At 32.4% G+C, this 26,092-nt stretch carries 29 protein-coding genes; 10 read left to right on the top strand and 19 right to left on the bottom strand.

Annotated elements, in window-relative coordinates; translation table 11 throughout:
• Positions 1-58: 58 nt before the first annotated feature.
• The 4 genes from ABXT06_RS13595 (at position 59) to ABXT06_RS13580 (ending at position 3,633) form a co-directional block, all read left to right on the top strand.
• On the top strand, positions 59-985 hold the full coding sequence (locus tag ABXT06_RS13595) for a magnesium transporter CorA family protein (protein ID WP_354591228.1): 927 nt from the start codon (positions 59-61) through the stop codon (positions 983-985).
• Between the two features lie 290 nt (positions 986-1,275).
• Positions 1,276-1,890 (top strand): hypothetical protein, encoded by a 615-nt coding sequence (locus tag ABXT06_RS13590; RefSeq protein WP_354591227.1) that lies wholly within the window; start codon positions 1,276-1,278, stop codon positions 1,888-1,890.
• A gap of 4 nt (positions 1,891-1,894) precedes the next feature.
• Positions 1,895-2,185, top strand: coding sequence for a winged helix-turn-helix domain-containing protein (locus ABXT06_RS13585; RefSeq protein ID WP_008464519.1), 291 nt, complete (start codon positions 1,895-1,897; stop codon positions 2,183-2,185).
• 59 nt (positions 2,186-2,244) lie between these two features.
• Positions 2,245-3,633 (top strand): DUF4153 domain-containing protein, encoded by a 1,389-nt coding sequence (locus tag ABXT06_RS13580; RefSeq protein ID WP_354591226.1) that lies wholly within the window; start codon positions 2,245-2,247, stop codon positions 3,631-3,633.
• A 34-nt stretch (positions 3,634-3,667) separates the two neighbouring features.
• Here ABXT06_RS13580 and rluF read toward each other — a convergent pair whose 3' ends face one another.
• From rluF to ABXT06_RS13555, 5 genes are all read right to left on the bottom strand, one after another.
• The gene (gene rluF, locus ABXT06_RS13575) at positions 3,668-4,501 is read right to left on the bottom strand and encodes a 23S rRNA pseudouridine(2604) synthase RluF (RefSeq protein WP_354591225.1); all 834 of its coding nucleotides are present in this window, start codon (positions 4,499-4,501) and stop codon (positions 3,668-3,670) included.
• 104 nt (positions 4,502-4,605) lie between these two features.
• Positions 4,606-4,953, bottom strand: a complete 348-nt coding sequence (locus tag ABXT06_RS13570; RefSeq protein WP_354591224.1) for an antibiotic biosynthesis monooxygenase family protein — start codon at positions 4,951-4,953, stop codon at positions 4,606-4,608.
• Positions 4,954-4,990: 37 nt separating this feature from the next.
• Positions 4,991-5,863 (bottom strand): alpha/beta fold hydrolase, encoded by an 873-nt coding sequence (locus tag ABXT06_RS13565; RefSeq protein ID WP_354591223.1) that lies wholly within the window; start codon positions 5,861-5,863, stop codon positions 4,991-4,993.
• Positions 5,864-6,019: 156 nt separating this feature from the next.
• The gene (locus ABXT06_RS13560; protein ID WP_091496387.1) at positions 6,020-6,799 is read right to left on the bottom strand and encodes a zinc ribbon domain-containing protein; all 780 of its coding nucleotides are present in this window, start codon (positions 6,797-6,799) and stop codon (positions 6,020-6,022) included.
• 3 nt (positions 6,800-6,802) lie between these two features.
• Positions 6,803-7,897 (bottom strand): Nif3-like dinuclear metal center hexameric protein, encoded by a 1,095-nt coding sequence (locus tag ABXT06_RS13555; RefSeq protein WP_354591222.1) that lies wholly within the window; start codon positions 7,895-7,897, stop codon positions 6,803-6,805.
• Between the two features lie 110 nt (positions 7,898-8,007).
• Here ABXT06_RS13555 and ABXT06_RS13550 point away from each other — a divergent pair, with 110 nt between their 5' ends.
• The 3 genes from ABXT06_RS13550 to lpxK are packed head-to-tail and all read left to right on the top strand — an operon-like array spanning position 8,008 to position 9,543.
• The gene (locus ABXT06_RS13550) at positions 8,008-8,253 is read left to right on the top strand and encodes a DUF2683 family protein (RefSeq protein ID WP_354591221.1); all 246 of its coding nucleotides are present in this window, start codon (positions 8,008-8,010) and stop codon (positions 8,251-8,253) included.
• Positions 8,235-8,516: a Txe/YoeB family addiction module toxin gene (locus ABXT06_RS13545; protein ID WP_354591220.1), complete on the top strand. Its 282-nt coding sequence runs from the start codon at positions 8,235-8,237 to the stop codon at positions 8,514-8,516. The genes ABXT06_RS13550 and ABXT06_RS13545 overlap by 19 nt, the downstream gene beginning before the upstream one ends.
• Before the next feature lie 4 nt (positions 8,517-8,520).
• A complete protein-coding gene (gene lpxK, locus ABXT06_RS13540; RefSeq protein ID WP_354591219.1) occupies positions 8,521-9,543 on the top strand; it encodes a tetraacyldisaccharide 4'-kinase in 1,023 nt (340 codons plus the stop codon).
• Between the two features lie 24 nt (positions 9,544-9,567).
• Here the strand turns inward: lpxK and ABXT06_RS13535 are convergent, their stop codons facing one another.
• The 3 genes from ABXT06_RS13535 to lipA form a co-directional block, all read right to left on the bottom strand.
• Positions 9,568-11,739 (bottom strand): tetratricopeptide repeat-containing hybrid sensor histidine kinase/response regulator, encoded by a 2,172-nt coding sequence (locus ABXT06_RS13535; RefSeq protein WP_354591218.1) that lies wholly within the window; start codon positions 11,737-11,739, stop codon positions 9,568-9,570.
• Between the two features lie 29 nt (positions 11,740-11,768).
• Entirely contained in the window at positions 11,769-12,764 is a 996-nt protein-coding gene (gene gap / locus ABXT06_RS13530; protein WP_354591217.1) for a type I glyceraldehyde-3-phosphate dehydrogenase, read from the bottom strand.
• Between the two features lie 102 nt (positions 12,765-12,866).
• Positions 12,867-13,733 carry a lipoyl synthase gene (gene lipA / locus ABXT06_RS13525; RefSeq protein WP_354591216.1) on the bottom strand — a complete coding sequence of 289 codons (867 nt, stop codon included), beginning with the start codon at positions 13,731-13,733 and terminating at the stop codon, positions 12,867-12,869.
• A gap of 298 nt (positions 13,734-14,031) precedes the next feature.
• Here lipA and ABXT06_RS13520 point away from each other — a divergent pair, with 298 nt between their 5' ends.
• Both ABXT06_RS13520 and ABXT06_RS13515 read left to right on the top strand, forming a co-directional pair.
• Positions 14,032-14,904, top strand: a complete 873-nt coding sequence (locus tag ABXT06_RS13520; RefSeq protein WP_354591215.1) for a M48 family metallopeptidase — start codon at positions 14,032-14,034, stop codon at positions 14,902-14,904.
• Positions 14,905-15,107: 203 nt separating this feature from the next.
• Positions 15,108-15,977, top strand: coding sequence for a M48 family metalloprotease (locus tag ABXT06_RS13515; protein WP_354591214.1), 870 nt, complete (start codon positions 15,108-15,110; stop codon positions 15,975-15,977).
• 56 nt (positions 15,978-16,033) lie between these two features.
• Here the strand turns inward: ABXT06_RS13515 and ABXT06_RS13510 are convergent, their stop codons facing one another.
• From ABXT06_RS13510 to murB, 8 genes are all read right to left on the bottom strand, one after another.
• Positions 16,034-16,414 (bottom strand): PH domain-containing protein, encoded by a 381-nt coding sequence (locus tag ABXT06_RS13510; protein ID WP_354591213.1) that lies wholly within the window; start codon positions 16,412-16,414, stop codon positions 16,034-16,036.
• Between the two features lie 62 nt (positions 16,415-16,476).
• Complete coding sequence (locus tag ABXT06_RS13505; protein WP_354591212.1) at positions 16,477-17,214, bottom strand: DUF4184 family protein; 738 nt, start codon at positions 17,212-17,214, stop codon at positions 16,477-16,479.
• 89 nt (positions 17,215-17,303) lie between these two features.
• A complete protein-coding gene (locus ABXT06_RS13500; protein ID WP_354591211.1) occupies positions 17,304-18,131 on the bottom strand; it encodes an energy transducer TonB in 828 nt (275 codons plus the stop codon).
• A gap of 158 nt (positions 18,132-18,289) precedes the next feature.
• Positions 18,290-18,841: an RNA polymerase sigma factor gene (locus ABXT06_RS13495; protein WP_354591210.1), complete on the bottom strand. Its 552-nt coding sequence runs from the start codon at positions 18,839-18,841 to the stop codon at positions 18,290-18,292.
• Complete coding sequence (locus ABXT06_RS13490; protein WP_354591209.1) at positions 18,832-19,938, bottom strand: glycosyltransferase; 1,107 nt, start codon at positions 19,936-19,938, stop codon at positions 18,832-18,834. Before ABXT06_RS13490 ends, ABXT06_RS13495 begins: the two co-directional genes overlap by 10 nt.
• Before the next feature lie 84 nt (positions 19,939-20,022).
• The gene (locus tag ABXT06_RS13485) at positions 20,023-20,637 is read right to left on the bottom strand and encodes an FMN-binding negative transcriptional regulator (protein WP_354591208.1); all 615 of its coding nucleotides are present in this window, start codon (positions 20,635-20,637) and stop codon (positions 20,023-20,025) included.
• Between the two features lie 47 nt (positions 20,638-20,684).
• Positions 20,685-21,194: a hypothetical protein gene (locus tag ABXT06_RS13480; RefSeq protein WP_354591207.1), complete on the bottom strand. Its 510-nt coding sequence runs from the start codon at positions 21,192-21,194 to the stop codon at positions 20,685-20,687.
• Positions 21,195-21,219: 25 nt separating this feature from the next.
• Positions 21,220-22,233 (bottom strand): UDP-N-acetylmuramate dehydrogenase, encoded by a 1,014-nt coding sequence (gene murB / locus ABXT06_RS13475; RefSeq protein ID WP_354591206.1) that lies wholly within the window; start codon positions 22,231-22,233, stop codon positions 21,220-21,222.
• A 133-nt stretch (positions 22,234-22,366) separates the two neighbouring features.
• Between murB and ABXT06_RS13470 the strand changes: the two genes are divergently transcribed.
• A complete protein-coding gene (locus ABXT06_RS13470; protein WP_354591205.1) occupies positions 22,367-22,849 on the top strand; it encodes a DUF2147 domain-containing protein in 483 nt (160 codons plus the stop codon).
• Positions 22,850-22,855: 6 nt separating this feature from the next.
• On the opposite strand, the gene ABXT06_RS13465 is transcribed toward ABXT06_RS13470, so the two are convergent.
• The 3 genes from ABXT06_RS13465 to recF form a co-directional block, all read right to left on the bottom strand.
• Positions 22,856-23,905 carry a glycosyltransferase gene (locus ABXT06_RS13465; protein WP_354591204.1) on the bottom strand — a complete coding sequence of 350 codons (1,050 nt, stop codon included), beginning with the start codon at positions 23,903-23,905 and terminating at the stop codon, positions 22,856-22,858.
• Positions 23,906-24,003: 98 nt separating this feature from the next.
• Positions 24,004-24,681 carry a DUF2461 domain-containing protein gene (locus ABXT06_RS13460; protein ID WP_354591203.1) on the bottom strand — a complete coding sequence of 226 codons (678 nt, stop codon included), beginning with the start codon at positions 24,679-24,681 and terminating at the stop codon, positions 24,004-24,006.
• A gap of 175 nt (positions 24,682-24,856) precedes the next feature.
• Positions 24,857-25,936, bottom strand: coding sequence for a DNA replication/repair protein RecF (gene recF, locus ABXT06_RS13455; protein WP_354591202.1), 1,080 nt, complete (start codon positions 25,934-25,936; stop codon positions 24,857-24,859).
• Positions 25,937-26,092: the final 156 nt, after the last annotated feature.

Here is a 26,092-nt window from a genome sequence, read left to right as displayed (position 1 = left end):
ATTAAATTAAGCAGCTTTTGAAATTTCAAAATGCTGCGTTAAAAACCTGTATTTTGAAATGAAAGCCTTTTACACAAACAACAACGGATTGGTAGAAATCCAAAAATGGACTTCAAATTGCTGGATTCACATCGAATCTCCAACAGAATCAGATAAAAATTACTTGCTGGAAGAACTTCAGGTTCCCGAAGCTTTTTACAATGATATTGAGGATATAGACGAACGACCTCGTATCGAAATCGAAGACGGCTGGACTTTGATTATTATGCGTATTCCTATTAAAAGTGGCGATGTCAAAATTCCTTTTCATACTGTACCGCTTGGAATTATTTTTAAAGACGATATCTGTGTTACCATCAGTTTTTATAAAACAGAAATAATTAAAGATTTTGTTGCTTATTCACAGCGCAAAAGCATCGAAATAGAAGATAATTTCAATTTGGTTTTAAGATTGCTTTTATCATCAAGCGTTTGGTATTTAAAATACTTGAAACAAATCAATCATAAAATAAAACTGGCAGAAGATAATTTAGAAAAATCAATCAAAAATGAAGAATTGCAAGCTTTGCTTCAAATCGAAAAATGTTTTGTATTCTTCATTACTTCTCTAAAAGCAAATGACGTTTTATTTCAAAGAATCAAAAACTTAAAAGCCCACAAAGCTAGTTACGATCCAGAATTATTGGAAGATGTCGAAATCGAATTAAATCAGGCGCAAGACACTGCCAATATTTACAACAACATCTTAACAGGAATGATGGATGCTTATGCTTCGGTAATTTCAAACAATATGAATAATATCATGAAGCAAATGACGTCAATTTCAATCATTCTTATGATTCCAACCCTAATTGCCAGTTTGTACGGAATGAATGTCCCAAACGGATTAGAAGAAAGCAAATACGGAATCTGGATCTTACTTTTAGTCTCCATAATTCTATCTACTTTTGGAGTCTTTTTATTCAAACGCAGAAGATGGTTCTAAAACTTTAAATAATATATAAAGCCTATTCGTTAAGAATGGGCTTTTTTGTTTTTATAATTTGGGCGTGACCGTGTTTGCAAAAAGGCGCTTCCAAACTTTGTGCATATTTGCGCCTTTTTGCAAACACGGTCGGGCTATCCGCGCTACTTCGGTAGCTAGCTTCTATCCCTCACGCAATCACGTGTAGCAAGAACGTTTTTTTTCGACTAATTACTATCATAAATATTTTTTGCTTTTTTATTTGCCATTCCAAAATAAATAATAACTTTGTAGTGCAAAGTACTTTAATTATGAATCAAAAGCACCAAGAAGATTTAGCACATATTCGCTCCATGATGGAGCGTTCTTCCAGATTTATATCATTAAGCGGACTTTCAGGAGTTTTCGCGGGTCTTTCGGCTTTAATTGGTGGAATCTATATTTACCAGCTTTTTAAAGCAAATGGAATGGATTATCTGAATGATGAGCACAGATTATATTCAGCAAATCTGGTATCAGAGCTTTTCTGGATCGGAATCATAATTTTGGTTTGCGCATTTGCATTCGGAATCTTTTTCACTATTAGAAAAAGCCGAAAATACAATTTGCCAATCTGGACATCTGCAACAAAAAAAATGCTATTCAACTTAACAGTACCTTTGTTTGCAGGAGGTGTGTTTTGTCTGGCAATGATGTATCACGGTTACTTCGGATTGGTTGCGCCATCGACTTTGCTTTTTTATGGTTTAGCGCTTATTAATGCAGAAAAATATACTTTTTCTGATGTAAAATATTTAGGTTTCTGCGAACTTTGTTTGGGATTAATTGCTCTTTTCTATATAGGATATGGATTGCTGTTCTGGATTCTCGGATTCGGAATCCTGCATATCTTATACGGATTGGTAATGTTCAAAAAATACAAATAATTGAATGGGAATTATTGATAAACTAAATAAAGATTTCGAAAGCCGTGTCAGATTGGGTATTATGTCCGTTCTGATGGTTAACGACTGGGTAGATTTTACCGAGATGAAAACGCTTTTGAATATCACAGATGGTAATTTAGCAAGTCATTCTTCTGCATTAGAGAAATCTGAATATATCGAGATTAAGAAAGAATTTGTGGGTAAAAAGCCAAAAACATCTTATCAGGTAACACCGCTTGGCCGCGCGGCGTTTAAAGAGCACCTTTCTTACCTCGAAAAATTAATGAAATCTTAGAAACTAAAATTTTTTATCTAAAAACTTTGAATTGCAAAGTACTTTTAAAAATTAAAATCATGAAAAAACATCAAATTATCTTCGCATGTACAGCAGTTTTTATTCTGCTTTTTTACAACGAATCTGTTGGAATCAATATTTCTATTTTTGGCGTTTTGCTAACGCTTTTAATTAGTTATTTCTTTCAAGAAAAGTTAGTAGACAGATCACATCTTATTTTGGTAATGACTTCTATTTTGTCATGTTTTGCCTTTGCTTGGTATGGAGATGCAGCATCGTTTTTTGCCTTAGCATTATCAATTTTGTTTTTACAGTTTAAAACGCAAGACGGCGAACTCAAAACGATACAAATCTTTCCATTAATAATCTTAAACGGATTTGCTTCGATAGGGCGAATCTTTATCTTCAAACAATGGCTTCCAGAAAGAAAAATTCATAACGATTTTGCTAAAAAATTAGTGGCGTTTGTTGTTATTCCAGTCATTTTTCTTGGATTGTTTTTTATCGTTTACTCTTTCGGAAGCGATCATTTTTCTTCATTATTTACAGATTATGAGTTAGATATCAATCTACCGCAATTAATTGCAATGTGCATTTTAGGATTTTATATTTCTTTCAGTTTTTGGAATTACTGGGTTCCAGATGCTTGTTACGAATTCAATCCAAAGCTGAATAATGAATTCAGTAATATCTCTGAAGTAAAAAGCCAAAGTACATTTTCTTTTCTTGATTTAGACTTCGAAAGAAAAAGTGGAGAAATCACATTATTTCTCTTGAATATTATGCTTTTAGTTTTTATTGGAACTTACAACTACGAACAATTTTTTGAAGTTGTAGAAAAAACAAACTTAAGCGCCGACACACACGAACGTGTAAATGCTGTGATTTTTTCAATTTTAATGGCAGTTGGTGTAATCCTATTTTACTTTAAAGGCGGATTCAATTTTGATGAAAAAGCTAAAACTTTAAAGAATCTAGCAAAAGTTTGGCTTGCGCTAAATGTCATTTTAATTGTAAGCGCCATGATTAAGAATACAGAATATGTTTCTTTTTATGGTTTAACATACAAACGACTTGGAGTTTATGCTTTTTTAATCTTAGCTATAATTGGATTGGTAGTTTCACTTCAGAAAATCAGAAAACAAAAAACGAATGCGTATCTTTTCAATCAGATGGTTTGGTATTTCTACGGAACAATTCTTTTGTGCAGTTACATCAATTGGGGAAGTTTGGTAACTAATTATAATATCTCTGTAAACAAAGGAGTGGAGCCCGTATTTTTAAGCAGTTTGAATTTTAATGATGATATCCGTCGCGAATATTTGAAAAAAAATAATTTAGACGGAAAATATGCTGAAGCAGTACGAGAAGAATTGATTTCGAATTATCAAAACTCAAGTTTCTTGTCAAAAGCTTTATATTATGAGTTTTTGGATAAAAAGAAATAAAATGAGAAATCCCATTCAAACGAATGGGATTTCTTTATTTATTATCACCTCTTTTTTTAAATCGAGGATCATGTTTTGATATAAATGTTTTTCTTCTAGTTGGAGTTGCACTTGAAGCCGAATTTTCAGCTTTAGGGAAACTCGCTTCTTCAGTTTTACTAGAAGGCTCAATTAACTGATTCAGCTCTTTTATTTCGGCATCAGTTAAATCTCTGTATCTTCCAACTGGAACATCCAATGAAATATTGATAATTCTAATACGTTTTAAGGCCGTAACTTCATAACCTAAGTATTCAGACATTCTTCTAATCTGACGGTTTAATCCTTGAGTTAAAATGATCTTGAAAGTGTATTTACTAATTTGTTCTACTTTACATTTTTTAGTAATAGTATCCAAAATCGGCACACCATTTCCCATGCGCTGAATAAAACGTTCGGTGATTGGTTTGTTTACCGTAACCGTATATTCTTTTTCGTGGTTGTTTCTAGCACGAAGAATCTTATTTACGATATCGCCGTCATTGGTCATAAAAATTAATCCTTCACTGGCTTTATCCAATCTTCCAATTGGGAAAATACGTTTTGGGTAATTAATATAATCAACAATATTGTTTTTGACTTCAAGATTAGTTGTACACTCAATTCCGACAGGTTTATTGAAAGCCAGATAAACCATTTTTTCGTTTTTCTCTACGATTAATTTACCATTAATACGTATTTCATCATCTGGAGAAACTTTTGTCCCCATTTCAGCCACAGCGCCATTTATTGTTACGCGTCCCTCTTCAATTAATTTATCAGCTTCACGACGAGAGCAATAACCCGTTTCACCAATAAATTTATTAAGACGTTTTAAATTTTCTTCCATACTGCAAAAGTAGACAAAAGTTTAGACATCTTGGAATTTTAGATTTCAGACTTTAGACTTTAGATTTTAGATTTTGAAAAAAAACTTTGTTGCTTTGAGCCTTTTTACGAATCATGAAAAATCGAGCTATCTTCTGGAGTTTCTTTTCTTTCAAACATTCCATAATCACGAATTACAGTTGCAATTCGTAAATGATAATCTTTAAAAACTTCATTACGGCCTTTTGCCTGTGCAGCACGATGCATTTCAAGATTTCTCCATTGCTGAATACTTTCTTCATCTTTCCAAAAAGATAAAGACAAAATTTTTCCTGGATCAGCTAGACTCTGAAATCTTTCTATCGAAATAAAACCATCAATGTGACTTAATTCGGGTTTTAAATTTGCAGCGATATCTAAATATTCTTCTTTCTTTCCCTCGTTGGGAATGACTTCAAAAATTACAGCAATCATTTTAATTTTAGATTTTAGATTAAAAAAGCTTAGAGTCTTAGCGTCTTATCGGCTCAGAAACTTCAGAAAACAGAAACTCAATCACTTTATCATACAATTCATCATCATGCATTCCGTGACCTAAACCACTGGTTTCAATAAATTGACTATTTTTCCAGCCTTGAGCTATTTTTTTTCCTTCTGCAAAAGCAACAATTTTGTCTGCAGTATCATGCGCAATAAAACCAGGAATTGTAATTTTTGATGCAAATTTTTGTCCTGAAAAATCTTCCAGCTTAAAGTTGAAGCGATTTATGAATTTGCTTTCCAAAAGAGGCAACATTTTTTTATTTAGACTAAGCATCGAAATATAATTATCAATCAGAGTTTTTAGCTCAGAGGGAGCGCCAAGAATAACCATTTTATTGATACTTGTATTCGGAAATAAATATTGATGATACACACAGGCAGCACCTCCAATTGAATGTCCGATAATAATTTCGGGCTGATATTTTTCTACTGCTTTATTGATGAATTCGGCATAAAGCGGCACATTAAATTCTTTTCCGCTGCTTTGTCCGTGAGCAGGTGCATCAAGAGCGATAATAGTACTTCCAGATTTTTGAAGGTGAGGTAATGTTTTTTTCCAGCGGGCGGCATTACTTTCCCATCCGTGAACTAAAAGAATTTTAGTTTCATTTCCTTTCCAAATGTAAGTTTGGAAATGATGTTCATTATGATGAAATATTTCTGTTTCTGTATGTCGCAAAACTTTTGGAAGTTTTTCCTTTTTTAATCGGCCAATTCGAGGTTGGCTGAAAAGTGCATACGAAAGTTCTGTAGCTTTTTGTGGACGCACATAACTCAAAAAGTTAATATAAGATCCAACCGATTTTAATGTGATGAAACGAATTCCTTTTTTAATTCCCAAAACTTAAATTTTATTTTAGTAAAGGTAAAAAATGTTTTGCCACAGATTAAAAAGATTTTATTCAGCATAAGAATAATTTAATCTGTGTTAATCTTTTTAATCTGTGGCAAAAAAATAAGTACAAAAAAAAGTCCCGATTTAATCGGGACTTGATATTTAGAATTTTGCGAACAATTGTTCCATTTTTTCTTTTTCTTCTTCAGCTAATTGAGTATCAACTAAGATTCTTCCAGAGTGCTCATCAGTGATGATTTTCTTTCTTGAAGCAATTTCTACCTGAGTTTGAGGTGGAATTGTGAAGAAAGATCCAGCAGAAGCTCCTCTTTCGATAGAAACTACAGCCAATCCATTACGAACACTGCTTCTGATTCTGTTGTAAGCCGCTAATAATCTGTCTTCGATTTGTGCAGCATATTCAGCAGATTTCTCAGTCAAAAAAGTCTCTTCTTTCTGAGTTTCAGCCATAATAGCATCTAATTCAGATTTTTTATGTTTTAAATGAGAGCTTTTAGCATCAAGTTTTTCTTTTAAGTTAGAAATAACTTCTTTTTTGTGCTCGATAGAAGCTTTCATTTCTTTGATTTGCTTTTCAGCCAATTGAATTTCTAATTCTTGAAACTCAACCTCTTTTGTCAAAGAATTAAATTCTCTGTTGTTACGTACTGATTCTTGTTGTTTTGTGTACTTCTTGATAACCTCTTTATGCTCCTCAATAGCAATTTTCTTTGCTTTGATTTGCTCCTCAATCACTTCAAGTTCACCTTTCAGTTTCTCTGAACGAGTGCTCAAACCTGCAACTTCATCTTCTAAATCTTCAACCTCTAAAGGAAGTTCTCCTCTAACGTTTCTGATTTCGTCAATTCTAGAGTCAATAAGCTGTAAATCGTATATTGCTCTTAACTTGTCCTCAACACTTAATTCTTTCGTATTCGTCATATTTTATAAGTACTTAACTGGATTTGTATTTTCTTCCGATAAAATGATTGCAAAATTAAGAATTTTTTTTCGAAGATAATCAACAATATAATTTTTTGTATAGCGTTCGCTCTCAAAATGACCAATATCTGCCAAAAGTAACTTGTTTTCAGCTTCATAAAACTGGTGATACTTCAAATCGGCAGTCAAAAATGCATCAGCTCCGGCACTTATTGCGTTTCTAATTGCAAAACTTCCAGAACCTCCTAAAACAGCAACTTTTTTTATTTTTTTGTCTAAAAAAGCAGAATGACGAATTCCGTCGGCAATCATTTTTTCCTTTACGAAATGAAGAAAATCTGTCTCATCCATTTCAGTTTCAAATTCGCCAACCATTCCTAAACCAATATTTTGGTGTGAATTTTCAAGATTATAAATTTCATAAGCGACTTCTTCATAAATATGATTGGCAAAAAGTGTTTTTAGAATGCGGGATTGTAAATGTTTTTCAAAAGTAACTTCAATCTTTATTTCTTGAGTTTCGGTTAACTCATGGCGTTCGCCAATAACCGGATTGCTTTCAGAATTTCCTTTGTAAGTTCCAGTTCCTTCAGAATTAAAACTGCAGTTGTCGTAATTTCCAATTGTTCCAGCGCCAGCTTCAAATAAAGCATTTCTAACTTTATCGGCATTATCTGGAACAGTGTAAGTAACTAGTTTTTGAATGAAATTATTTTTAGGAACTAAAATTTTAGTGTTTGTTAATCCTAAAGCGTCGCAGAAAATCTTGTTTACGCCTTGCGAATGATTATCCAACGCTGTATGGACGGCAAAAATGGCAATATCATTTTTGATAGCTTTCAAGATTGCTCGCTCTACATAATTTTTGCCCGTAATTTTTTTGATTCCAGAAAATAAGATAGGGTGGAAACAAACGACTAAGTTGCAGTTTTTTGCAATAGATTCATCAATTACATTTTCCAAGGCATCGTGGCAGACTAAAACACCCGAACATTCAGTTTCTGAGTTCCCGACCAAAAGGCCAACATTGTCAAAATCTTCGGCGTAAGCCAAAGGAGCCATTTCTTCAAGAACAGATATAATATTTTTGATTTTCATTTTAAGTTTTTTCCAATTTTTTGTTGATAACAGCTAGTTATACTAATGGTAATAATAGTTGATACTAAAAGTACAAATTTAGTACATTTGTAATATAAAATTTATAAGTTATGACAACTATAAAAATTGACGAACACACGAAGACGGGAAAAGCATTTATGGAAATGTTCGAAGCTTTTTTTAAAGGTCTTGATGGTATTGAGATTATTGAAACAGATAGTTATGGACAGGTTAATGAGGAGCCAAGTGTTTATAGTGCCGAATTTGTTGAAAAAGTTAAAAAAGCAGAAGAGAATATTAAACAAGGAAAAACGACAAGATTAAATCCAGATGATATATGGGGAAGTATTTTGTAGAATTTGACGATATTGCTCGTAAAGATTTGAAAAATCACTATAAATCTGGAAATAAAGCTACCATAAAAAAGATTGAAAAAATACTTCTAGAACTAACTGAAACCCCTTTTTTGGGAGAAGGACAACCAGAAGAGTTGAAGTATAGTCTTAATGGATATTGGTCTAGAAGAATTAATCAAAAAGATAGAATGATTTATCGGGTAGAAGAAGATATCGTAACCGTTATTATAGTTTCCGCAATGGGTCATTATTCAGATAAATAACTTTATGAACTTACTTCGAAAAATACTTTTCCCATTTGCCATTTTATATGGATTTATCACTTCAATCCGCAATTTTCTTTTTGATAAAGGAGTTTTAAAATCAACGTCATTTGATCTTCCAGTTATTGCTGTTGGAAATTTGAGCGTTGGAGGAACTGGCAAAACTCCGCAGATAGAATATTTGATTCGATTATTATCTGATAAATATAAAGTAGCGACTTTAAGCCGTGGTTATAAAAGAAAATCGGAAGGTTTTGTTTTGGCCGATGAAAATGCGAATGCTGAAATTCTGGGAGATGAACCATTTCAATTTTATCAAAAATTTCCAAATGTAATGGTGGCCGTAGATGCCAATCGTACAAATGGAATAACGCAATTACTTTCGCAAAATGAAAAACCTGAAATCATTCTGTTAGATGATGCTTATCAGCACCGAAAAGTTAAAGCTGGATTTTATATTTTGCTGACTTCTTATGGAGATTTATACTCAGATGATTTTATGCTGCCAACAGGAAATTTGAGAGAAAGTAGGAGCGGAGCAGAAAGAGCCAGTATAGTGGTTGTTACAAAATGCCCTAAAATTTTAAGTGAAGAAGAGCAAGCTGAGATTAGATTAAAGTTGAAGTTGAAAAGCAGTCAGCAAGTCTTTTTTACTTTTATAGATTATGATATGGTCATTTATGGTAAAAATGAAAAAATTGCCGTTAGCGAAATCAAATCGGAACCAAAATTACTGCTGGCTGGAATTGCAAAACCCAAACCGTTTTTTGATTATTTAAAGAATGAAAGTGACGAATGTCTCACTTTTCCGGATCATCATCATTTTTCTGATGCAGATTTAGATACCATTCGAAATAAAGCAAACGGAAGAAAAATAATTACAACCGAGAAAGATTACGTGCGATTAAAAGACTCTGAATTGGTTGATCAATTATATTATTTGCCAATAAAAAGCTCATTCATTAACCATCAGCAAGACTTCGATACTACAATTTTAGAGTATGTAAAAGAAAACTTAGAACCTTAGTGTCTTAGCATCTCAGAAACTTAGCTAATTAAAAAATTTAGCAATAGTACTGTAGAAATCATCTGGGACGAATGGTTTTGTAATTACATCATCCATTCCGTAAGAAAGAAGCATGTCTCGGTTTTCGTCAAGCGAAATTGCTGTCAATGCTATAATAGGAGTAGTTTTATCAAATTCCCGAATCAATTTAGTAGCTGTAGTTCCGTTAATACCAGGAAGGTGGACATCCATTAAAATCATATCGAAGCGTTTGATTTTTAAAAGCTCTACTGCATCTTCTCCATTGTCAACAATCTCACAGGTTATGTTTTTGTTTTCTAACATTTTGCGAGTGATCATTTGATTGATTTTGTTGTCCTCAATCAATAAAATAGATTTGTTTTTCAATTGTTTGTCGTTATATGGTTTTACTTCTTCAATTACTTCCAATGGTTCGTTGTTGACTTTGAAATTTAGCTTAAAAGTAAAAGTAGAACCTTTACCAACTTCACTTTTTAATTTTATTTCGCCTCCTAAAAGTTCGATTAATTTTTTTACAATAGTAAGACCAAGACCTGTTCCTCCATATTTTCTGTTTACCTCGATAGAACCTTGAGAGAAGCTTTCAAAAACAGACTGAAGTTTGTCTTCGGGAATTCCGATTCCAGTATCGACGATTTCAAAATAAATTGTTGCATCTTCTCCTTCCTGAGAATACAGCTTTGCAATAACGTTTACATGTCCGTTTTGAGTAAATTTTAAAGCATTGTTGATTAAGTTAAGAATGATCTGAGATAGTTTCGTCGGATCTCCAATTAAGTTATCAGGAATCGCTTTGTCTATTTCTAAATTAAAGTAGTTTTTGTTGGCTGTAGCCAGTTCTTTTAATGAGCTTTGAATATTAAAAAGTAATTCTTTCAAATTAAAGCTGATATTTTCAACTTCAACTTTAGTTGAATCAATTTTATTAATTTCTAAAATTTCATTGATAAAAGTGGTTAAGTAGTTTCCAGAGAATTTTAAAGATTCTAAGTATTTCAACTGTTTTTTCTTTGGTTTATCTTCTAGTAGAATATGGGTAATACCGTTAATAGCATTCAACGGTGTCCGCAGTTCATGGCTTACAGTTGACAAAAACTCAGATCGAGCCTTTGAGGCTTTTTCTGCTTTGTTTTTGGCTAAAATTAATTCTTTGTTTTTTTCGCGAAGCAGTAAATTGTTTTGGTTTCGTATAATGTTGTTTTTGTACAAAGCCAAACTCAAAAGTGATAAAATAGAAATTAAGGCAATCGCTAAAATGCTGACTAGCTTAGAATAGCGATAGGTTTTCAGCTGGAATTTTTCTTCGCTTTCTTTTTTAATGGTATTGTTTAAAGATTGATTTTTTTTGAACTTTTCATATTCATCCAAATCAATTTTGGCATTTTTTAGTTTTAAAAGATAATTTTCTATCTGATAATGTTCATCTAGATAAGAATACGCCAAATCATAATTTTTATTCTGTTTATAATATTGGCTTATCGCTAAAACAATTTTTGATTTTTTTGGAAGATCATTAATTTTAGAATTATAATCTAATGCTTTGTCAAAGTATATAATAGCCGAATCATTTCTTTTGAGCTTTCCTTCAATTAAGCCAAGCTGGTAGTATGCATCAACTTTTGTTTTAATAATTGCGTTATTATCTGGTTTTTTAGTAATTGTTTTAAAAGTTTTTGCTGCTAATTTAAGATCGTTATTAGTCTTAAATGCCAAAGCCTTTTGATAATTTAATACTTCTGCATTGTCTTTGATATCCAGCTGTTTTAATAAATCTTGAGCTTTTGTATAATAAACTTTAGCTGTTTTATAATCTCCTTTAGCCGTGTTAGTCACGCCAATATAATGCAAGGCCAGAACTTTTGTGCAGCTGGGTTTTAAGGTGTCAAATAAAGAAACTGTTTTGTGGAAATTTTTTAAAGCATCTTCAAATTTTCTCTGGTTATAATAGATTTTACCAAGCTTAAAAGTCTGATTAGCCAGATTCTCTTTTTTGCCATTTTCTTCACAAAAATTAATTGATTTTTCTGTGTAAAAAATTGCCTGATTGTACTTTTTATTGTTCAGATTAGAATTGGCTAGCTTGTTATAATAGGTCACGCTATCCGTATTCTTTTTAGCTTGAGAATACAAAAACGAGTTAAAAAAACAAACAACAATAAAAAGACAGTATTTCATGTATGGCAATGCTTTTACAATGAATCTTATTATTTTCTTATCAGTAAAATTAAATCAATCAATCTTGATGAATAGCCAATCTCATTATCATACCAACCCACAACTTTTACCATTTTGTCGATAACCGAAGTTAGCTGAGCATCAAATAAACAAGAATGTGTGTTGCCAATTACATCAACCGAAACAATTGGATCTTCGGTATAATCTAATATTCCTTTTAAATTTGTTTTTGAGGCTTGTTTAAATGCTTTATTTATTTCTTCAATGCTTACCGCACGTTTTACATTGAAGGTTATGTCTGTTAATGAACCGTCTGGAACTGGGACTCTAATGCCACAGCCTCCCATTTTATTATGCAATTTAGGAAAAATTTTTGTTAATGCCTTAGCTGCACCTGTAGTTGTTGGAACAATCGACTGGCTTGCGCCTCTCGCACGACGTAAATCCTTATGTGGCTGGTCATGAAGACTTTGGTCTGTCGTGAAAGAATGTATAGTTGTAATATAGGCTTGTTCAATTCCGCACAATTCTTCAATGATTTTAATCATCGGAGCAGCGTTGTTTGTAGTACAGCTTGCATTTGAAACTATATCTTCGTTTCCATCCAAAATATGTTCGTTTACGCCAAGAACTACTGTCTTTATAGTATCAACTTCTGATGGAGCAGAAAGGATTACTTTTTTTGCTCCAGCTTCAAGATGCGCATTTAATTCTTCGTGCGTTTTATATTTACCTGTCGATTCGATTACAATATCAATCGAATGCGATTTCCAGTCTATGTTTGCAATATTTTTTTCATGAAAAAAGAAAAAATGCCTACCGTCTACAATAATGCTATTTTCGTCATGACTTACTTCAGCTTTCAAAACGCCATGAATACTGTCATATTTTATTAAATGTGACATGGTTTTGTTGTCTGCAATGTCATTTATAGCAACGACTTCTATTTCGGGATGATCTAAAAGAAGGCGGAATAAATTTCTCCCGATTCTTCCAAATCCATTAATGGCAATTCTTGTTTTCAATTATTTGGTTTATTCGTTTAATCGTTAAAATCGTTTAATTGTTTTAAACCGTTAAACGTCTCAGCGATTAAACGATTAACCAATTAAACGATTAACCTAAATTTATAAAATATGTTTTTGTGCCTTGTATGAAGAACGAACAAGAGGTCCGCTTTCTACATGTCTGAAACCTAAATCAAGACCAAATTTTTCATATCTGGCAAATTGTTCAGGCGTGATAAATTCTTTTACAGGAAGATGTTTTTTACTTGGCTGTAAATACTGTCCAATTGTTACAACGTCAACATTTGCGTTTTTTAAATCGGTCATTGTCTGAAAAACCTCTTCTTCTGTTTCTCCAAGCCCAAGCATAATTCCAGACTTAGTTCTGTTAATTCCTTTTTCTTTCAAATAACGAAGAACTTCTAAACTTCTGTCATATTTTGCTTGAATACGGACTTCTCGAGTTAAACGGCGTACAGTTTCCATGTTATGAGAAACCACTTCAGGATTTGCTTCAACAATACGATCAAGATTTCTTTCAATTCCTTGAAAATCTGGAATTAAAGTTTCAAGAGTAGTTTGAGGATTCATTCTTCTAATAGCTCGTACAGTTTCCATCCAGATGATAGAACCACCATCTTTGATGTCGTCTCTGTCAACGCTAGTGATTACAGCATGTTTGATATTCATGATTTTAATAGAACGAGCTACTTTTTCAGGTTCGTCCCAATCTACCGTTTCAGGTCTTCCGGTTTTTACACCGCAAAAACCGCAAGAACGAGTACAAACGTTTCCTAAAATCATAAAAGTCGCAGTCCCTTCACCCCAGCATTCTCCCATGTTAGGGCAGCTTCCAGAAGTACAAATGGTATTTAAACTATATTTATCAACTAAACCTCTAAGTTCAGTATATTTCTGTCCGATAGGTAATTTTACTTTTAACCACTTTGGTTTTGTGGTAGATGTTTTTTCAGTGACTGTTTCCATATATCAATGTTCAAAGTACAAAGATACGGAATGTAGTTTATTTTGAGACGTTTATTTGCTTTTCGTTTACATATCTTCCGCGTAGAAGATATTTGAGATAGTTTATTTCAATTGTTAATAATTTGATTTTAAATATATTTTGAGGGTAGTTTTTTGGTTTATGTTTAATGTTTCGTTGATCGGTATGCTTTTTACGAAATGTAAAACATAAGTCTTAATCTGTTACAAATTTGGCTTCTTGGGATCTTGTAAAATTCATGCTGTGCTAATTTTGTTGTTAATTTAACAGTTTTAAAACATGAAAAAAAGAATTATTGTATTAGGAGCTTTATTTGCAATTCTAAGTTTTACTAAAACAAATGCACAAATACTTTCAGATAAAACTATGGGCGCCTTAAGTAAAGGTGTTGCAGGATTTACTTTTAGTGATGCAGATGCGGCAGCTTTAGCCAAACAATCTATTGCAGAATTGGATGCAAATAACCCAGTTGCAGGTCCAAAAGATGGTTACTCAATTCGTTTAAATCGTTTATTTGGAAAACATAGTACTACTGACGGGATTACTTTAAATTATAAAGTGTATCTAGTAAGAGATATTAATGCTTTTGCATGTGCTGACGGAAGTGTTCGCGTATTTGCAGGTTTAATGGATGTCATGGATGATAATCAATTGCTTGCTGTAATTGGTCATGAAATTGGACATGTTGCTAATCATGATACACGAGATGCAATAAAAGCAGCTTATAAAAAAGAAGCTTTATTGGATGCAGTGTCATCGCAATCAGGAACAATAGAAACTCTTACCAAATCTCAATTAGGGCAATTAGGAAGTGCTATGATTGATAGCAAACACAGTCGAAAACAAGAATCTGAAGCAGATGATTTCTCTTACGATTTTATGAAAAAGAATGGTTATGATGTGAATGCAGTAGAGTCAGCTTTTAAAATTCTTCAAAATTTAAGCGAAGGGGCAGAGGCATCTTTTATGACGAAGATGATGAGCTCGCATCCAGATTCTGGAAAAAGAGCAGATACAGCTAAAAAAAGAGCAACAAAAGATGGATTATATCATGCTTATGAACAGCAGAAAATTGTTAATACAGTTCCAGTAACTGCGACAAAAAAGGTAACTGCAACAACAAAGAAAACGAGTACAGCAAAAAAGAAATAAGCCATAAGCCATATATAATCTAAAACCGATAAGCTCTAAAAAGTTTACCGGTTTTTTCTTTTTGGGATAGTGTCAAAATTGACTTCACATAGATGATAGCTCGTAAAAAAGTTATATCTTTATTTGTTAAAAAACAAGATCCATATGTAGTAAAAATAGCATTTTGTTGTGCTACATTTGTTGTTAAATTAATAAAAGTGAAAATGAAAAAGAAATTTATTTTATTAGGAGTTTTATTGGCTGCTTTTAGTTTTACCAAAACAAATGCACAAATTAATTTTGGGGATAAAGCAATTGGAGCAGTTCAGAAAGGGGTTACCGGTTTTACTTTTAGTAATGCAGATGCGGCAAAATTATCTAAAGAAGCTGTAGATAAATTAGATGCAGAGCATGAAATTGCTGGACCAACTGATGGTTATACTTTAAGATTAAATCGAGTTTTTGGAAAACATGCATCTGGAGATGGATTTACTTTAAACTACAAGGTATATAAACTGAAAGAAGTGAATGCTTTCGCAACCGCAGATGGAAGTGTCCGTGTTTATTCTGGATTAATGGACATCATGGATGATAATGAGTTGATTGCTGTAATCGGACACGAGATCGGACACGTAGCAAACAACGATTCTAGAGATGCTATACGTGCAGCTTATCAGAAAGAAGCATTAATGGATGGGGCGGCTTCTCAATCGGCAACAGTGGCGACAGTTACAGACAGTCAGCTTGGAAAAATTGGAAGCGCGATTATTGATAGTAAATATAGCCGTAAGCAAGAATCGGAAGCTGATTTATTTGCTTATAATTTCATGAAGAAAAATGGTTACGATGTAAATGCTGAAGAATCTGCTTTTAGAATTTTGGCAAAAATGAGTGAAGGAGCTGAAGCTTCATTTATAGACCAAATGATGAGTTCGCATCCAGACTCTAAAAAACGAGCAGATGATGCCAAGAAAAGAGCAGAAAAAGATGGTTTGTATAAGCCTTATACGCAACAGAAAATTGTAAATACAGTTCCTGTGACAACCACTAAAAAGGCAACTGCAAAGAAAGCAACTACTAAGAAAAAGAAATAAAAGTTGTTTTTAAATTATAAAACCCGGCAAATTTGTACTTGTCGGGTTTATTTTTTTTATCCTAAAACATGAAAAGCAAGAATCTTTTGCACTTCATAAACATTAACTGATTTATTGAATTGTTTTATAATGCTTGGGTGCTGTTCACTAGAAATCCAGATTTTTAATTCGGCATCAAGATCAAAAGTTCCCGCAGTTTCTACGCTGAATCTTGTGATGCTTTTGTAGCCAATAGATTTGTATTCTGTTTTACTTCCCGTGATTCCTTGTACATCAACTAAGATTAGTCTCTTATTGGTAAAAATGAAAGTGTCACGAATAAGTTTAAACCCCATTTCGATTTCTTCATTTGCAGTTAAAAGCTGTCCGTATTTTTTAATTAAATCTTCTTGGCTTACTGATCCCGCATTGCCAAGAATAGCTGAAAATATTCCCATTACTCTGTTTTAATTCGTTAAAATGATTTCCGTTTTTGAAGGAGTAAATGTAGTAGATTTTGTTAATTTTTCTGAATCGATTTGAATTTAATTATTAGCGGAATCACTGTTATTGCAAGTAGAAAAGATGATATAAAGGATACAACTAAATTTCCAATATTTATAGTTTGGGGGTTTACTATAAATCTCATAAATAAAATTACTGTTGTAAATAAAATTACTAAACTCCAATATAATTTATTAATCGAAATTGTAGAGTTGTTTGTTATTGGGGAGCTAAAGAAAGTTATCAATAGAATAATACTTCCAATCAAAGTGCTTAAATGCTGAGCTATTTTCCAGAATGGAATTTCTGATCCAAAGATTGCTATCGTGCTTTTCAAAATTTCAATTTGATTGACAAAATAGCCGTGTTTATGGGTAAAGGCATCCCATAAAATATGAGAAAATATTCCGATCAGTAAAGAAAAAAAAACGATAAGCCAATTTCTTTTAAAATAAGCATTCCAGTTGAAATCTGTAAAAATCAAAATTCGACTTCTGATAAATGAAGGAAGATTTTGAAATAATAGATTTCTAGTAAGATTGTGAAAAAGAAAAGTAAATAAAAGAGCAAGAGGTAAATCGAACCAAAAAATGCCGTTTAAAGTGTGGCTGTAATCGCTTTTGACTTTCATTCGCAGAAAATATTCAAAATCTGGTGTTAAGCTTCCAATTGCTAATGCTGTTATAGAGAACCATGATTTTGGTAAATATCTTAAAGGAAGAATTATTGCAGGATGGGAAAAAGTGAAAGGCATTAAGTCGTTTTTTGGTTTTGATTTAGGGATTAAATGTACAAAAAAGCAGAACCTAAGTTCTGCTTTTCTCACTTTTCAAAATATTTATATTATTCGACTTCTGTTTTTATTGTAATAGGAAGATTGTATGCAGTTCTCACTGGTTTTCCGTCTAGAATTCCTGGAGCCCATTTTGTTTTTAATGATTTAAGAACTCTAATGGCTTCTTTGCCCATTCCGAAACCTGGATCATTTTTTACCATAATATCTGTAAGCGATCCGTCTTTTTCAACTACAAAAGATACATACACTCTTAGTGTTTTTTCTGCATCAAGTTCTGGTCTGCGGAAATTGTTTCCAACATACTTGTAAAACTGTGCGATACCTCCTGGAAATTCTGGTTGTTTGTCCAAAATTGCAGAAGAAACAGGTCCTTCAATTTTAGGAGCTACTGAAGCAACAACTCCATTGCCTTCTCCACCTCCTGTTGTAGGTATTGGATTGACTGCAGTTCCATTTCCATTTGCGTTGTCTACAACTGGTGTGTTATCCGTATTTGAAGCAATTTTATCAACTGCTTCTTCTGGTTTTGTCACCACTGGATTGATTAATTGAGTTGCGTCTGTTGATTTTGCAGTGCTTTGCTCTACGACTGGTGCAGGTGGAGCTGGCGGTGGTGGCACAACAATTGGATCCACAGGTATAACCGTAGGTTTGTAGATTGTTGGTTCTGGCTCTACTTCAACAGGTGAAGTCCTAATTTTACTAATAAGTACCGGTGCACTTCCTAAAGCCGTTATTAACAATAAACCCATAAAGAGAGCTGTAACAGAGTTTTTGGAGTTCTCCTGGCGTAACTGATACGCGCCGTATTCTTTGTTTTTGTTCTCGAAAACAAGATCGGTCCACTTGTTTTCATAAATGCTTAATTTAGACATAATTTTTGGGTTTTAAGGTTAAGTAACTTTAAATCATACGCAGAAAAGGTTTAGGTTTGAGCTAACAACGTAAAAGTTGTAGTTTTTAATGTTGTGAAAATATATTGTTTTTAAGAATAAAAATGAGAATAATTTATTCTTTGATTAAAGATAGTAAATTATCTGTTACGTTCGATAATTTCGGCTAATAATTTTTTAGCACGCAAAAGTTTTACTTTAACGCTACTTAATGGTTCGTCAATCTTAGTCGCAATTTCCTGATAAGACATTTCCTGAAAGTAACGAAGCTGAATTACTTCTTGATAATGTGGTTTGAGTTCTTTGATGCATTGAAGCAAACGCGAAAGATTCTGTTCTTTAATTAATGCATCTTCTGCAGATGGAGTAGGGTCAGCAATGTTGTATGCCTGTTGGTCTTCGTTGTCTGTGATTTCTATAAAAAGATTGGTTTTCTTTTTTCGGAGTAAATCAATATAGACGTTTTTTGCGATTGCAATAAGCCAGGTATTAAACTGAAATTCTGAATTATAAGAAGCAATTTTGTCAAAAGCTTTAGAGAAAGTTTCTATTGTAATATCTTCTGCGGTAGTTTCGTTTTCGGTACGTTTAAGCATAAACGAATACACCTCATTCCAATAATGATCTAATAAAAAAGTAAAGGCGATCTGATCGCCTTTTTTTGCTTTTTCTATTTTAGAATTTATTTCCAATATACTGGTTTTGAAAAGATATTAGTTATAAAGATATTAATTTGCGTTAATATAAGCGCTATCTCAACAACTGGAAACCAAATTTTAATATCTTTTTCTTTTAGTTTTCCTGCTGAACATCCAACGACTGTCCATGCAACTGTGTAGCGTGTTGCTAAAATTGCCAGTACAGCGATCCATTGAAATTGAAATGCCAATAGTATTATAACTAATATAAAGAAGAATAATTGTGAAAGGAAGAATAATCCCAGCTGCATTTTGTCAAAAAACTTATAATGCTCAGCAGTAGAAATATGTCTTCTTTTTTGAGTAAACCACTCTTTATATGTTTTTTTAGGTTCTGAATAAGTAAAACTTTCAGGTGTATAAGAAATAGTAGTATTTGTTTTATTTGCTGCTTGATTAATAAACAAATCGTCATCGCCAGAACGAATCTGAATGTGATCAATAAAGCCATTTACATTAAAAAACTCTTCTTTTTTATAAGCAAGATTTCTTCCAACTCCCATATAAGGAAGTCCCATTTTTGCCCATGAAAAGTATTGAATTGCTGTTAAGATTGTTTCGAAACGAATGATTTTGTTTAAGAATGAACGCTCTACTTTTTCATATCCTCCGTAACCTAAAACGATTGTTTTGTTCATGGTAAACTGCGAAGTCATAGAAGTAATCCAATCTTTAGAATTTGGAAAACAATCAGCATCTGTAAAAAGTAAATAATCTTTTTTGGCAGCTTTTATTCCAAGCGTTAAAGCGTATTTTTTATTTCCCCAAAAGGCTTCGTTATTTTCAACTTTTACCAAACGGATATTAGGAAATTCTTTTTCAAATTCTTCAAAAACTTCAAGAGTTTCATCGCTTGATGCATCGTCAATTAAGACAATTTCAAAATCAGGGTAATCTTGCTGTGCCAAAAGAGGAATATATTTTTTGACATTCTCTTCTTCATTTTTAGCACACACAATTACAGAAACAGGAAGATTTTTAGGCTTCACATGTTGTGGTTTGGCAAAAGCAAATTTTCCAAAAACTCCGAGATAATAAAAAAGTTGAACTGCAACAATAGCAATAAAAAAGTAAAATATGTATATAAGCATCTGATTTATTTGATTCTATTAATTTCACGTTCTGCGACTGCAAATGTACTTATCAATTCGCTAAATTCAATAGCTAAAACCGATTTACTTTCGGCATTTTGACATTTCTTTTGCAACAGCAATAGACTGAGGGTTTTCGGTTTTTTCTAATTCCGAAATTATGTTTTTGTAATTATGATCGTCACGATTTTGGGAGAGTTTTTTTGTAGCTTGAATTTCTTCAATTTCGATTTCAAAACCAAAGATTCCTCGTGCTTCGCGCATGGTCTTTTTAGATAAATTTTCAACACGAACAGGATTCTTTGAATTTACTTCGTATTTGTCTACAAGCTTTTTTAATTGCTCTACTGAAGTTTCATAATCGACAATCTTGATTTTTCCATAAACATGTACGGCTATATAATTCCAAGTCGGAACATTTTCGTGATCGTACCAAGATGAAGAAATATAACTATGCGGACCGCTAAAAACGGCCAAAACCTGATCATTTGCCGCAAAACCTTCAGCTTGTGGATTCAGTTTTGAAATATGGCCTTGCAAAACTTCTTTTCCTTCCGCATTCACTTCCAATTCTATCGGAATATGTGTTGCGCATAATCTCCCATTGGTTTGATTAATCAGGATTCCAAAACTGTTTTCTTTCAAAAAAGCTCTTATTTCTTCCTGATTATCGTTTTTGTATAAATCCGGTGTATACATTTTTTTTGTTTTTAGTTAGATATCCTAATAAAAAAACTATTACTTGTTTAACTTTCAATTGTTTCTCCACTTAAATTAAACAATTTAGAATTGGTACTTAGATAAATAATCGAAACGCCAATAACTGTAAAAATCACTCCTTCTATTAGACATTGTGTTGCAAGATCATCTGAAAGTAATACCCTTATTGGTCTAAAAAAGGTAGAGAATATCTCTTTTCTGAAAAATTTTAATCTTAAAAGGATATAAAGAGCGATTGCTAATAAAATAGTATTTATCGAGGAAAGTTTGCTTTTCCAATTAAGAAAAGCAATATACAATACACCTATTAATAAGGCAAAAAATATCCAAATGTATACGCTAGGCCAGAAATTTAGAGCATCTTCGTTTGTGGGAAATAATTTGTTCCAGTTTTTTTGTTTTTGAAAATGAAATTGATTCTTTATCAATATGATTTTATCAGCAACAGTGTACAGTCTCAATTGAAAAACTCCATTAATAAAGAAAATCATTCCTGAGAATTGGATGAAAAGAGTTGCTATATTTAATTTTTTCATTAATTTTTTTTAACAATGAAGTTATTTAAATGACATTAACTTCCGCCTCAATCTGAATGCCGAATTTTTCAAAAACGGTTTTCTGAACTTCTTTCGAAACAGCTAAAATTTCTTGTCCTGTCGCGTTTCCGTAATTCACCAGAACCAAAGCTTGATTTTTATGAACTCCAGCATCTCCAAAACGTTTTCCTTTAAAGCCTGCCTGTTCAATCAGCCATCCCGCTGGAACTTTTACTTCAGTTTCTGAAACTTCGTAGAATTTCATTTCTGGGAATTTTTGGTGGATTTTCTCAAAATCAGATTTTAATAAAATCGGATTTTTAAAGAAACTTCCACTGTTTCCTAATTCTTTTGGATCTGGCAATTTACTTTGTCGAATGGCGATTACAGCATTACTCACATCTTTTAAAGTCGGTTCCGTAATGTTGTTTTTGGCCAATTCTGCCAATATATCTCCGTAAGAAGTATTGATTTTATGATTGCGTTTGGTTAATTTAAAAACAACCGAAGTAATAATATATTGGTCTTTTACTTCATGTTTGAAAATACTTTCGCGGTAGCCAAAATTACATTCAGCATTATCGAAAGTTTTTAGTTCTTGAGTTGCAATATTCATAGCTTCGCAAGAAACAAAAGTGTCTTTAATTTCAGTTCCGTAAGCGCCAATATTTTGAACTGGAGTTGTGCCAACATTTCCAGGAATAAGGGACATATTTTCTAATCCGCCAAAATTATTATCTATGGTCCAAAGAACAAAATCATGCCAAGTTTCACCCGCTTGACTCTCAACCCAAACAAAATCTTCATCTGCTTTTATGATTTTTTTGCCTTTTAAATCAATATGAATGACCAATGCGTCAATATCTTTGGTTAAAAGCATATTGCTTCCGCCGCCAAGAATGAATTTTTTCTCGTTTTTATTTTCTTCTAAAATGGTTTTCAGTTCAGCAATCGAATGAACTGCAACAAATTGTTTTGCACTGGCTTCAATGCCAAAAGTATTATAGTTTTTTAAAGAAAAATTGGATTGGATTTCCATAAATAAAAGGCTTTTTAATCTGAGTCAAAAGTAAGGATTATAATTTATTTGGAACGGGTTTTAAATAAATATCAAGTTTCAGAAAACAAATCAATTTCTTTTTTAAATTTGAAGGAATTGTAATGTTATATCTATGAAGGTTCTTTTTCTCGAAAATAAGATTTTACTCTTTTTAGGTTTGTTTTTTTCAATTTCTTCTTTTGCTCAATCAGATATTGTGGGGAAATGGGAGACGAGAGATATAATTGGGTATTCTGATGTTCTTGAATATTCTTTATTAAAAGAAAAACGACAGAATAACGGCCGAAATGTAACATTCAAGCCAGATGGCACATTTTTTTGTGATGCGTCAGTGAAATGTCTCAATGATTGTTTCATCTTTACTTATGGAACTTATACGCATATTGATAATGAGCATATACAATTGATTGTAAAAGATGCTCATTTTGTTGGTTTAACTTGCAAGATGAAAAAACTAAGTAAAGAAAATATTGTTAGGGATTTAGGTGTTTTTTATATTTATAAAGAAGGAGAAACAATTAGACTGATTCCAAGTAATGGAATTTTGGAGGATGATAAGAGAGTTTCTTTGCTTGATCAAAAAAATGAAAGCTAAAGTTGTCTAATTGTTACGCAAGTTCAATAGTTCATGATATTTTTTTGAAATAATCTTCATATTAACATCATAATTCGCATTTTCCTCTACAAATTTTCTATTTCGAATAATCGTTTCGTTTCGTAATTCAGCATTTTCAAAAGACCAAATTAATTCATTGGCTAGCATTTCGATATTATCGACTTCAATCAATTGTCCATTTTCTCGATGCGTAATCCAGCTTTGATTTCCAGGAATGTCAGAAACAATAGGATAACAATTGCATGCCATTGCTTCAAATAGAGAGGCAGAAACACCTTCGGTGGTCGGCATGCTGATATAAATATTTGATTGCTGTAGTAATTTCGGAAGTTCTGTGTTTGGTATTCTTCCCGTAAAAATTACCTTATTTTCAATTTGAAGTTCTTTGGCTAGGTCTTTTAAAAATTGCAATCTATTTCCATCACCGACAATTGTTAAGGAGAAATCAATTCCTTTTTGGTGTAAAATTCCGAATGCTTTTAAAATGGAATCATGACGGTATTCTGGTTGAAGCGAACGTGTTACAATAGCTTCAATTTTATTCGAATTATTAGTTAATGGAGTAAAAAGCGATAAATCGATTCCTTTTGGAAGGATTAAAACTTTGTCCATATCAACGCCAGTTGCTTTCATATGAATCGCCATCACAGGTCCCCAAGCGTGAATTAAATGTGCTTTTTTGAAAGCATATTTCTGAATGAATTTTTTAAAAGGATATAATTTAGATTCTTCTGGCCATAAATCGGTACGGCCTTGCTGTGCGATCGCAATGGTTTTAGAACCTGATAATGCTGCAAGAAAACCATAACTGGTAGTTCTTTCTGCAATCACCATGTCTGGTTTTTCTTTTTTAATTATTTTTCGAATAGAAATGGGAGCGAAGAAATATTCTAAAATGCGTTTAGATCTTTGGTTGTTTGATGTTTGAAGTTCCCAAGTGATGATTTCAAAATCACCAAATTCTTTCAAGCCTTTCATCCAAGTGATAGCATCGGCACGATAAGATTCTCCAAGAAAAAGTATTTTCCTATTCATTTAGTTGTTTTTTTTTGCCACAGATTAAAAAGATTAAAAGGATTTTAGATGTTGTAAAAACAATCTGTGAGAATCTGTGAAATCTGTGGCAAATAAAACTAAAATTCTTCAGTATCTAAAGCGCGGTTTATAAATTCGTTTAGTGGTTTTAAAGCAATAAGTTTTTTGCTCATTTTAGAAACAAAATCTTTCTGCGTCACTTCTGATATATCGTAAACTTGAGAAGTTGTAAAGCTTTTTAATTTTAAAAATTCCATTGCAGGATGGTCTTTTTCGTAACCGCGAGGCATACTTTTAAGGGAATTGTTTTCGTTGATGTCGAAATTTCCAAACTCTTTTTTGAAGTTTTTATCGTTTAGAATTTCCTGCAAATCATCATAGAAAAAAGCAATTTCTTTACGGACTTTTTTCAAATCTTCAGATTCCGGAGAATAAAATCCGCCAGCTATAAAACTGGCTTCTTTTTCAATATGCACATAATATCCAGCACGATTTAAGCCTTTTGTTCCGCCAGACATCCAGATTCCTAGATGTGCTTTATAAGGTGATTTGTCTTTAGAAAAACGAATGTCACGATTGATTCTAAAAGTACAATTTTTAACTTCCAATAATTCTAAAGAAGGATCAAGAGGTTTCATTGCGTCTAGAAAATCACTTACCAATTGGTGATAATCTTTTTTAAAGATTTCATATCGTTTTTTATTCTCCTGAAACCACTCTCGGTTATTGTTCTTTTTTAAATCGTCTAAAAATTGCAATGATTCTTTCGCTAGCATATTCTATGTTTTTAATTGCAGTTGTTTTTTTCTAATTCGTTTTTTTAGTTTGCCACTGATTACACGAATTTACACTAATTTTTTAATTGCTTATCGCTCAACTTTGACAAAGTTCTAAACTTTGTCAAAGTTTTTAATTAGTGAAAATTCGTGTAATTAGTGGCAGAAAAAACTCTTATAAATTGAATATCTTGTAGGTTTGATGCGTTGATTTTACAATTGCTTCAGTTCTTTCAGGATGCGTGTCAGAAATAAAAAGCTGCCCAAACGTTTCGCTGTTTACCATTTCTACAATTTTGGCAACACGCGTTTCGTCTAGTTTATCAAAAATATCATCAAATAAAAGAATAGGTTTTACGCCGCTTTGCTTTTTTAGAAATTCAAACTGAGCCAATTTCAGAGCAATCAGAAAAGATTTCTGCTGTCCCTGCGATCCAAATTTTTTTATTGGATGTGAATCAATTTCAAATGATAAATCATCTTTATGAATTCCGACACTTGTATATTGAAGCGCTCGGTCTTTATTTATATTTTCTTGTAAAAGCGTTAAAAGATCTTTTTCAAATAAATGGCTTTCGTATACTAGCTGTACACTTTCCTCCGATCCAGTTATTGCTTGATGGTGCTTATTAAATATAGGTATAAACTGCTCCAGGAAATCTTTTCGTTTTTCAAAAATCGACTCTCCGTAACCTCGCAATTGCTCATTATATATCGATAAAGTATCATTGTCAAAAACATGATTCAGGGCAAAATACTTTAAAAGGGCATTTCGCTGTGTAATTACTTTTTGATATTGTATTAATTCGTGCAGATAAGTTGAATCTAATTGTGAAATTACGCTATCCATAAATTTACGACGCGTTTCACTTCCTTCAATAATTAAATCTCGATCTGCTGGCGAAATAATTACTAGCGGAATAAAACCAATATGATCCGAAAATTTATCGTAAGGTTTTCCATTTCGCTTTAAAACTTTTTTCTGTCCTTTTTTTAGACTGCAGACAATCTGTTCTGTTCTTTCGTTCTTTTCCAGTTCGGCATCAATAACAAAAAACTCTTCGCCATGCTTGATATTTTGAACGGCAAGTGGATTAAAGTAGCTCTTTCCGTAAGCTAAATGGTAAATAGCATCGAGCACATTGGTTTTTCCAATGCCATTTTTTCCAACAAAACAGTTGATTTTTATATCGAAATCAAAACTTGCTTCTGAAAAGTTTTTATAATTGAATAATGAGATTTTGTTTAAATGCATTTTTTAGAAAGACCTTATAAAGATAAAGTTTGAAATTTTGCGTCAATTCTTTGTTTTTTCTTCCGCCACAGATTAAAATGATTAAAAAGATTTTTATTTAAAGCTTGCATAATCTGTGATAATCTGTGAAATCTGTGGCTAAAACCATTTTTTTTT

Origin of the sequence: Flavobacterium sp. UW10123 (genome assembly GCF_040538975.1) — a bacterium.
In the GTDB taxonomy this organism is placed as follows: Bacteria; Bacteroidota; Bacteroidia; order Flavobacteriales; family Flavobacteriaceae; genus Flavobacterium.
Note: the sequence above shows the minus strand (reverse complement) of the source record. Positions and strands in the feature narration are given on the sequence as shown.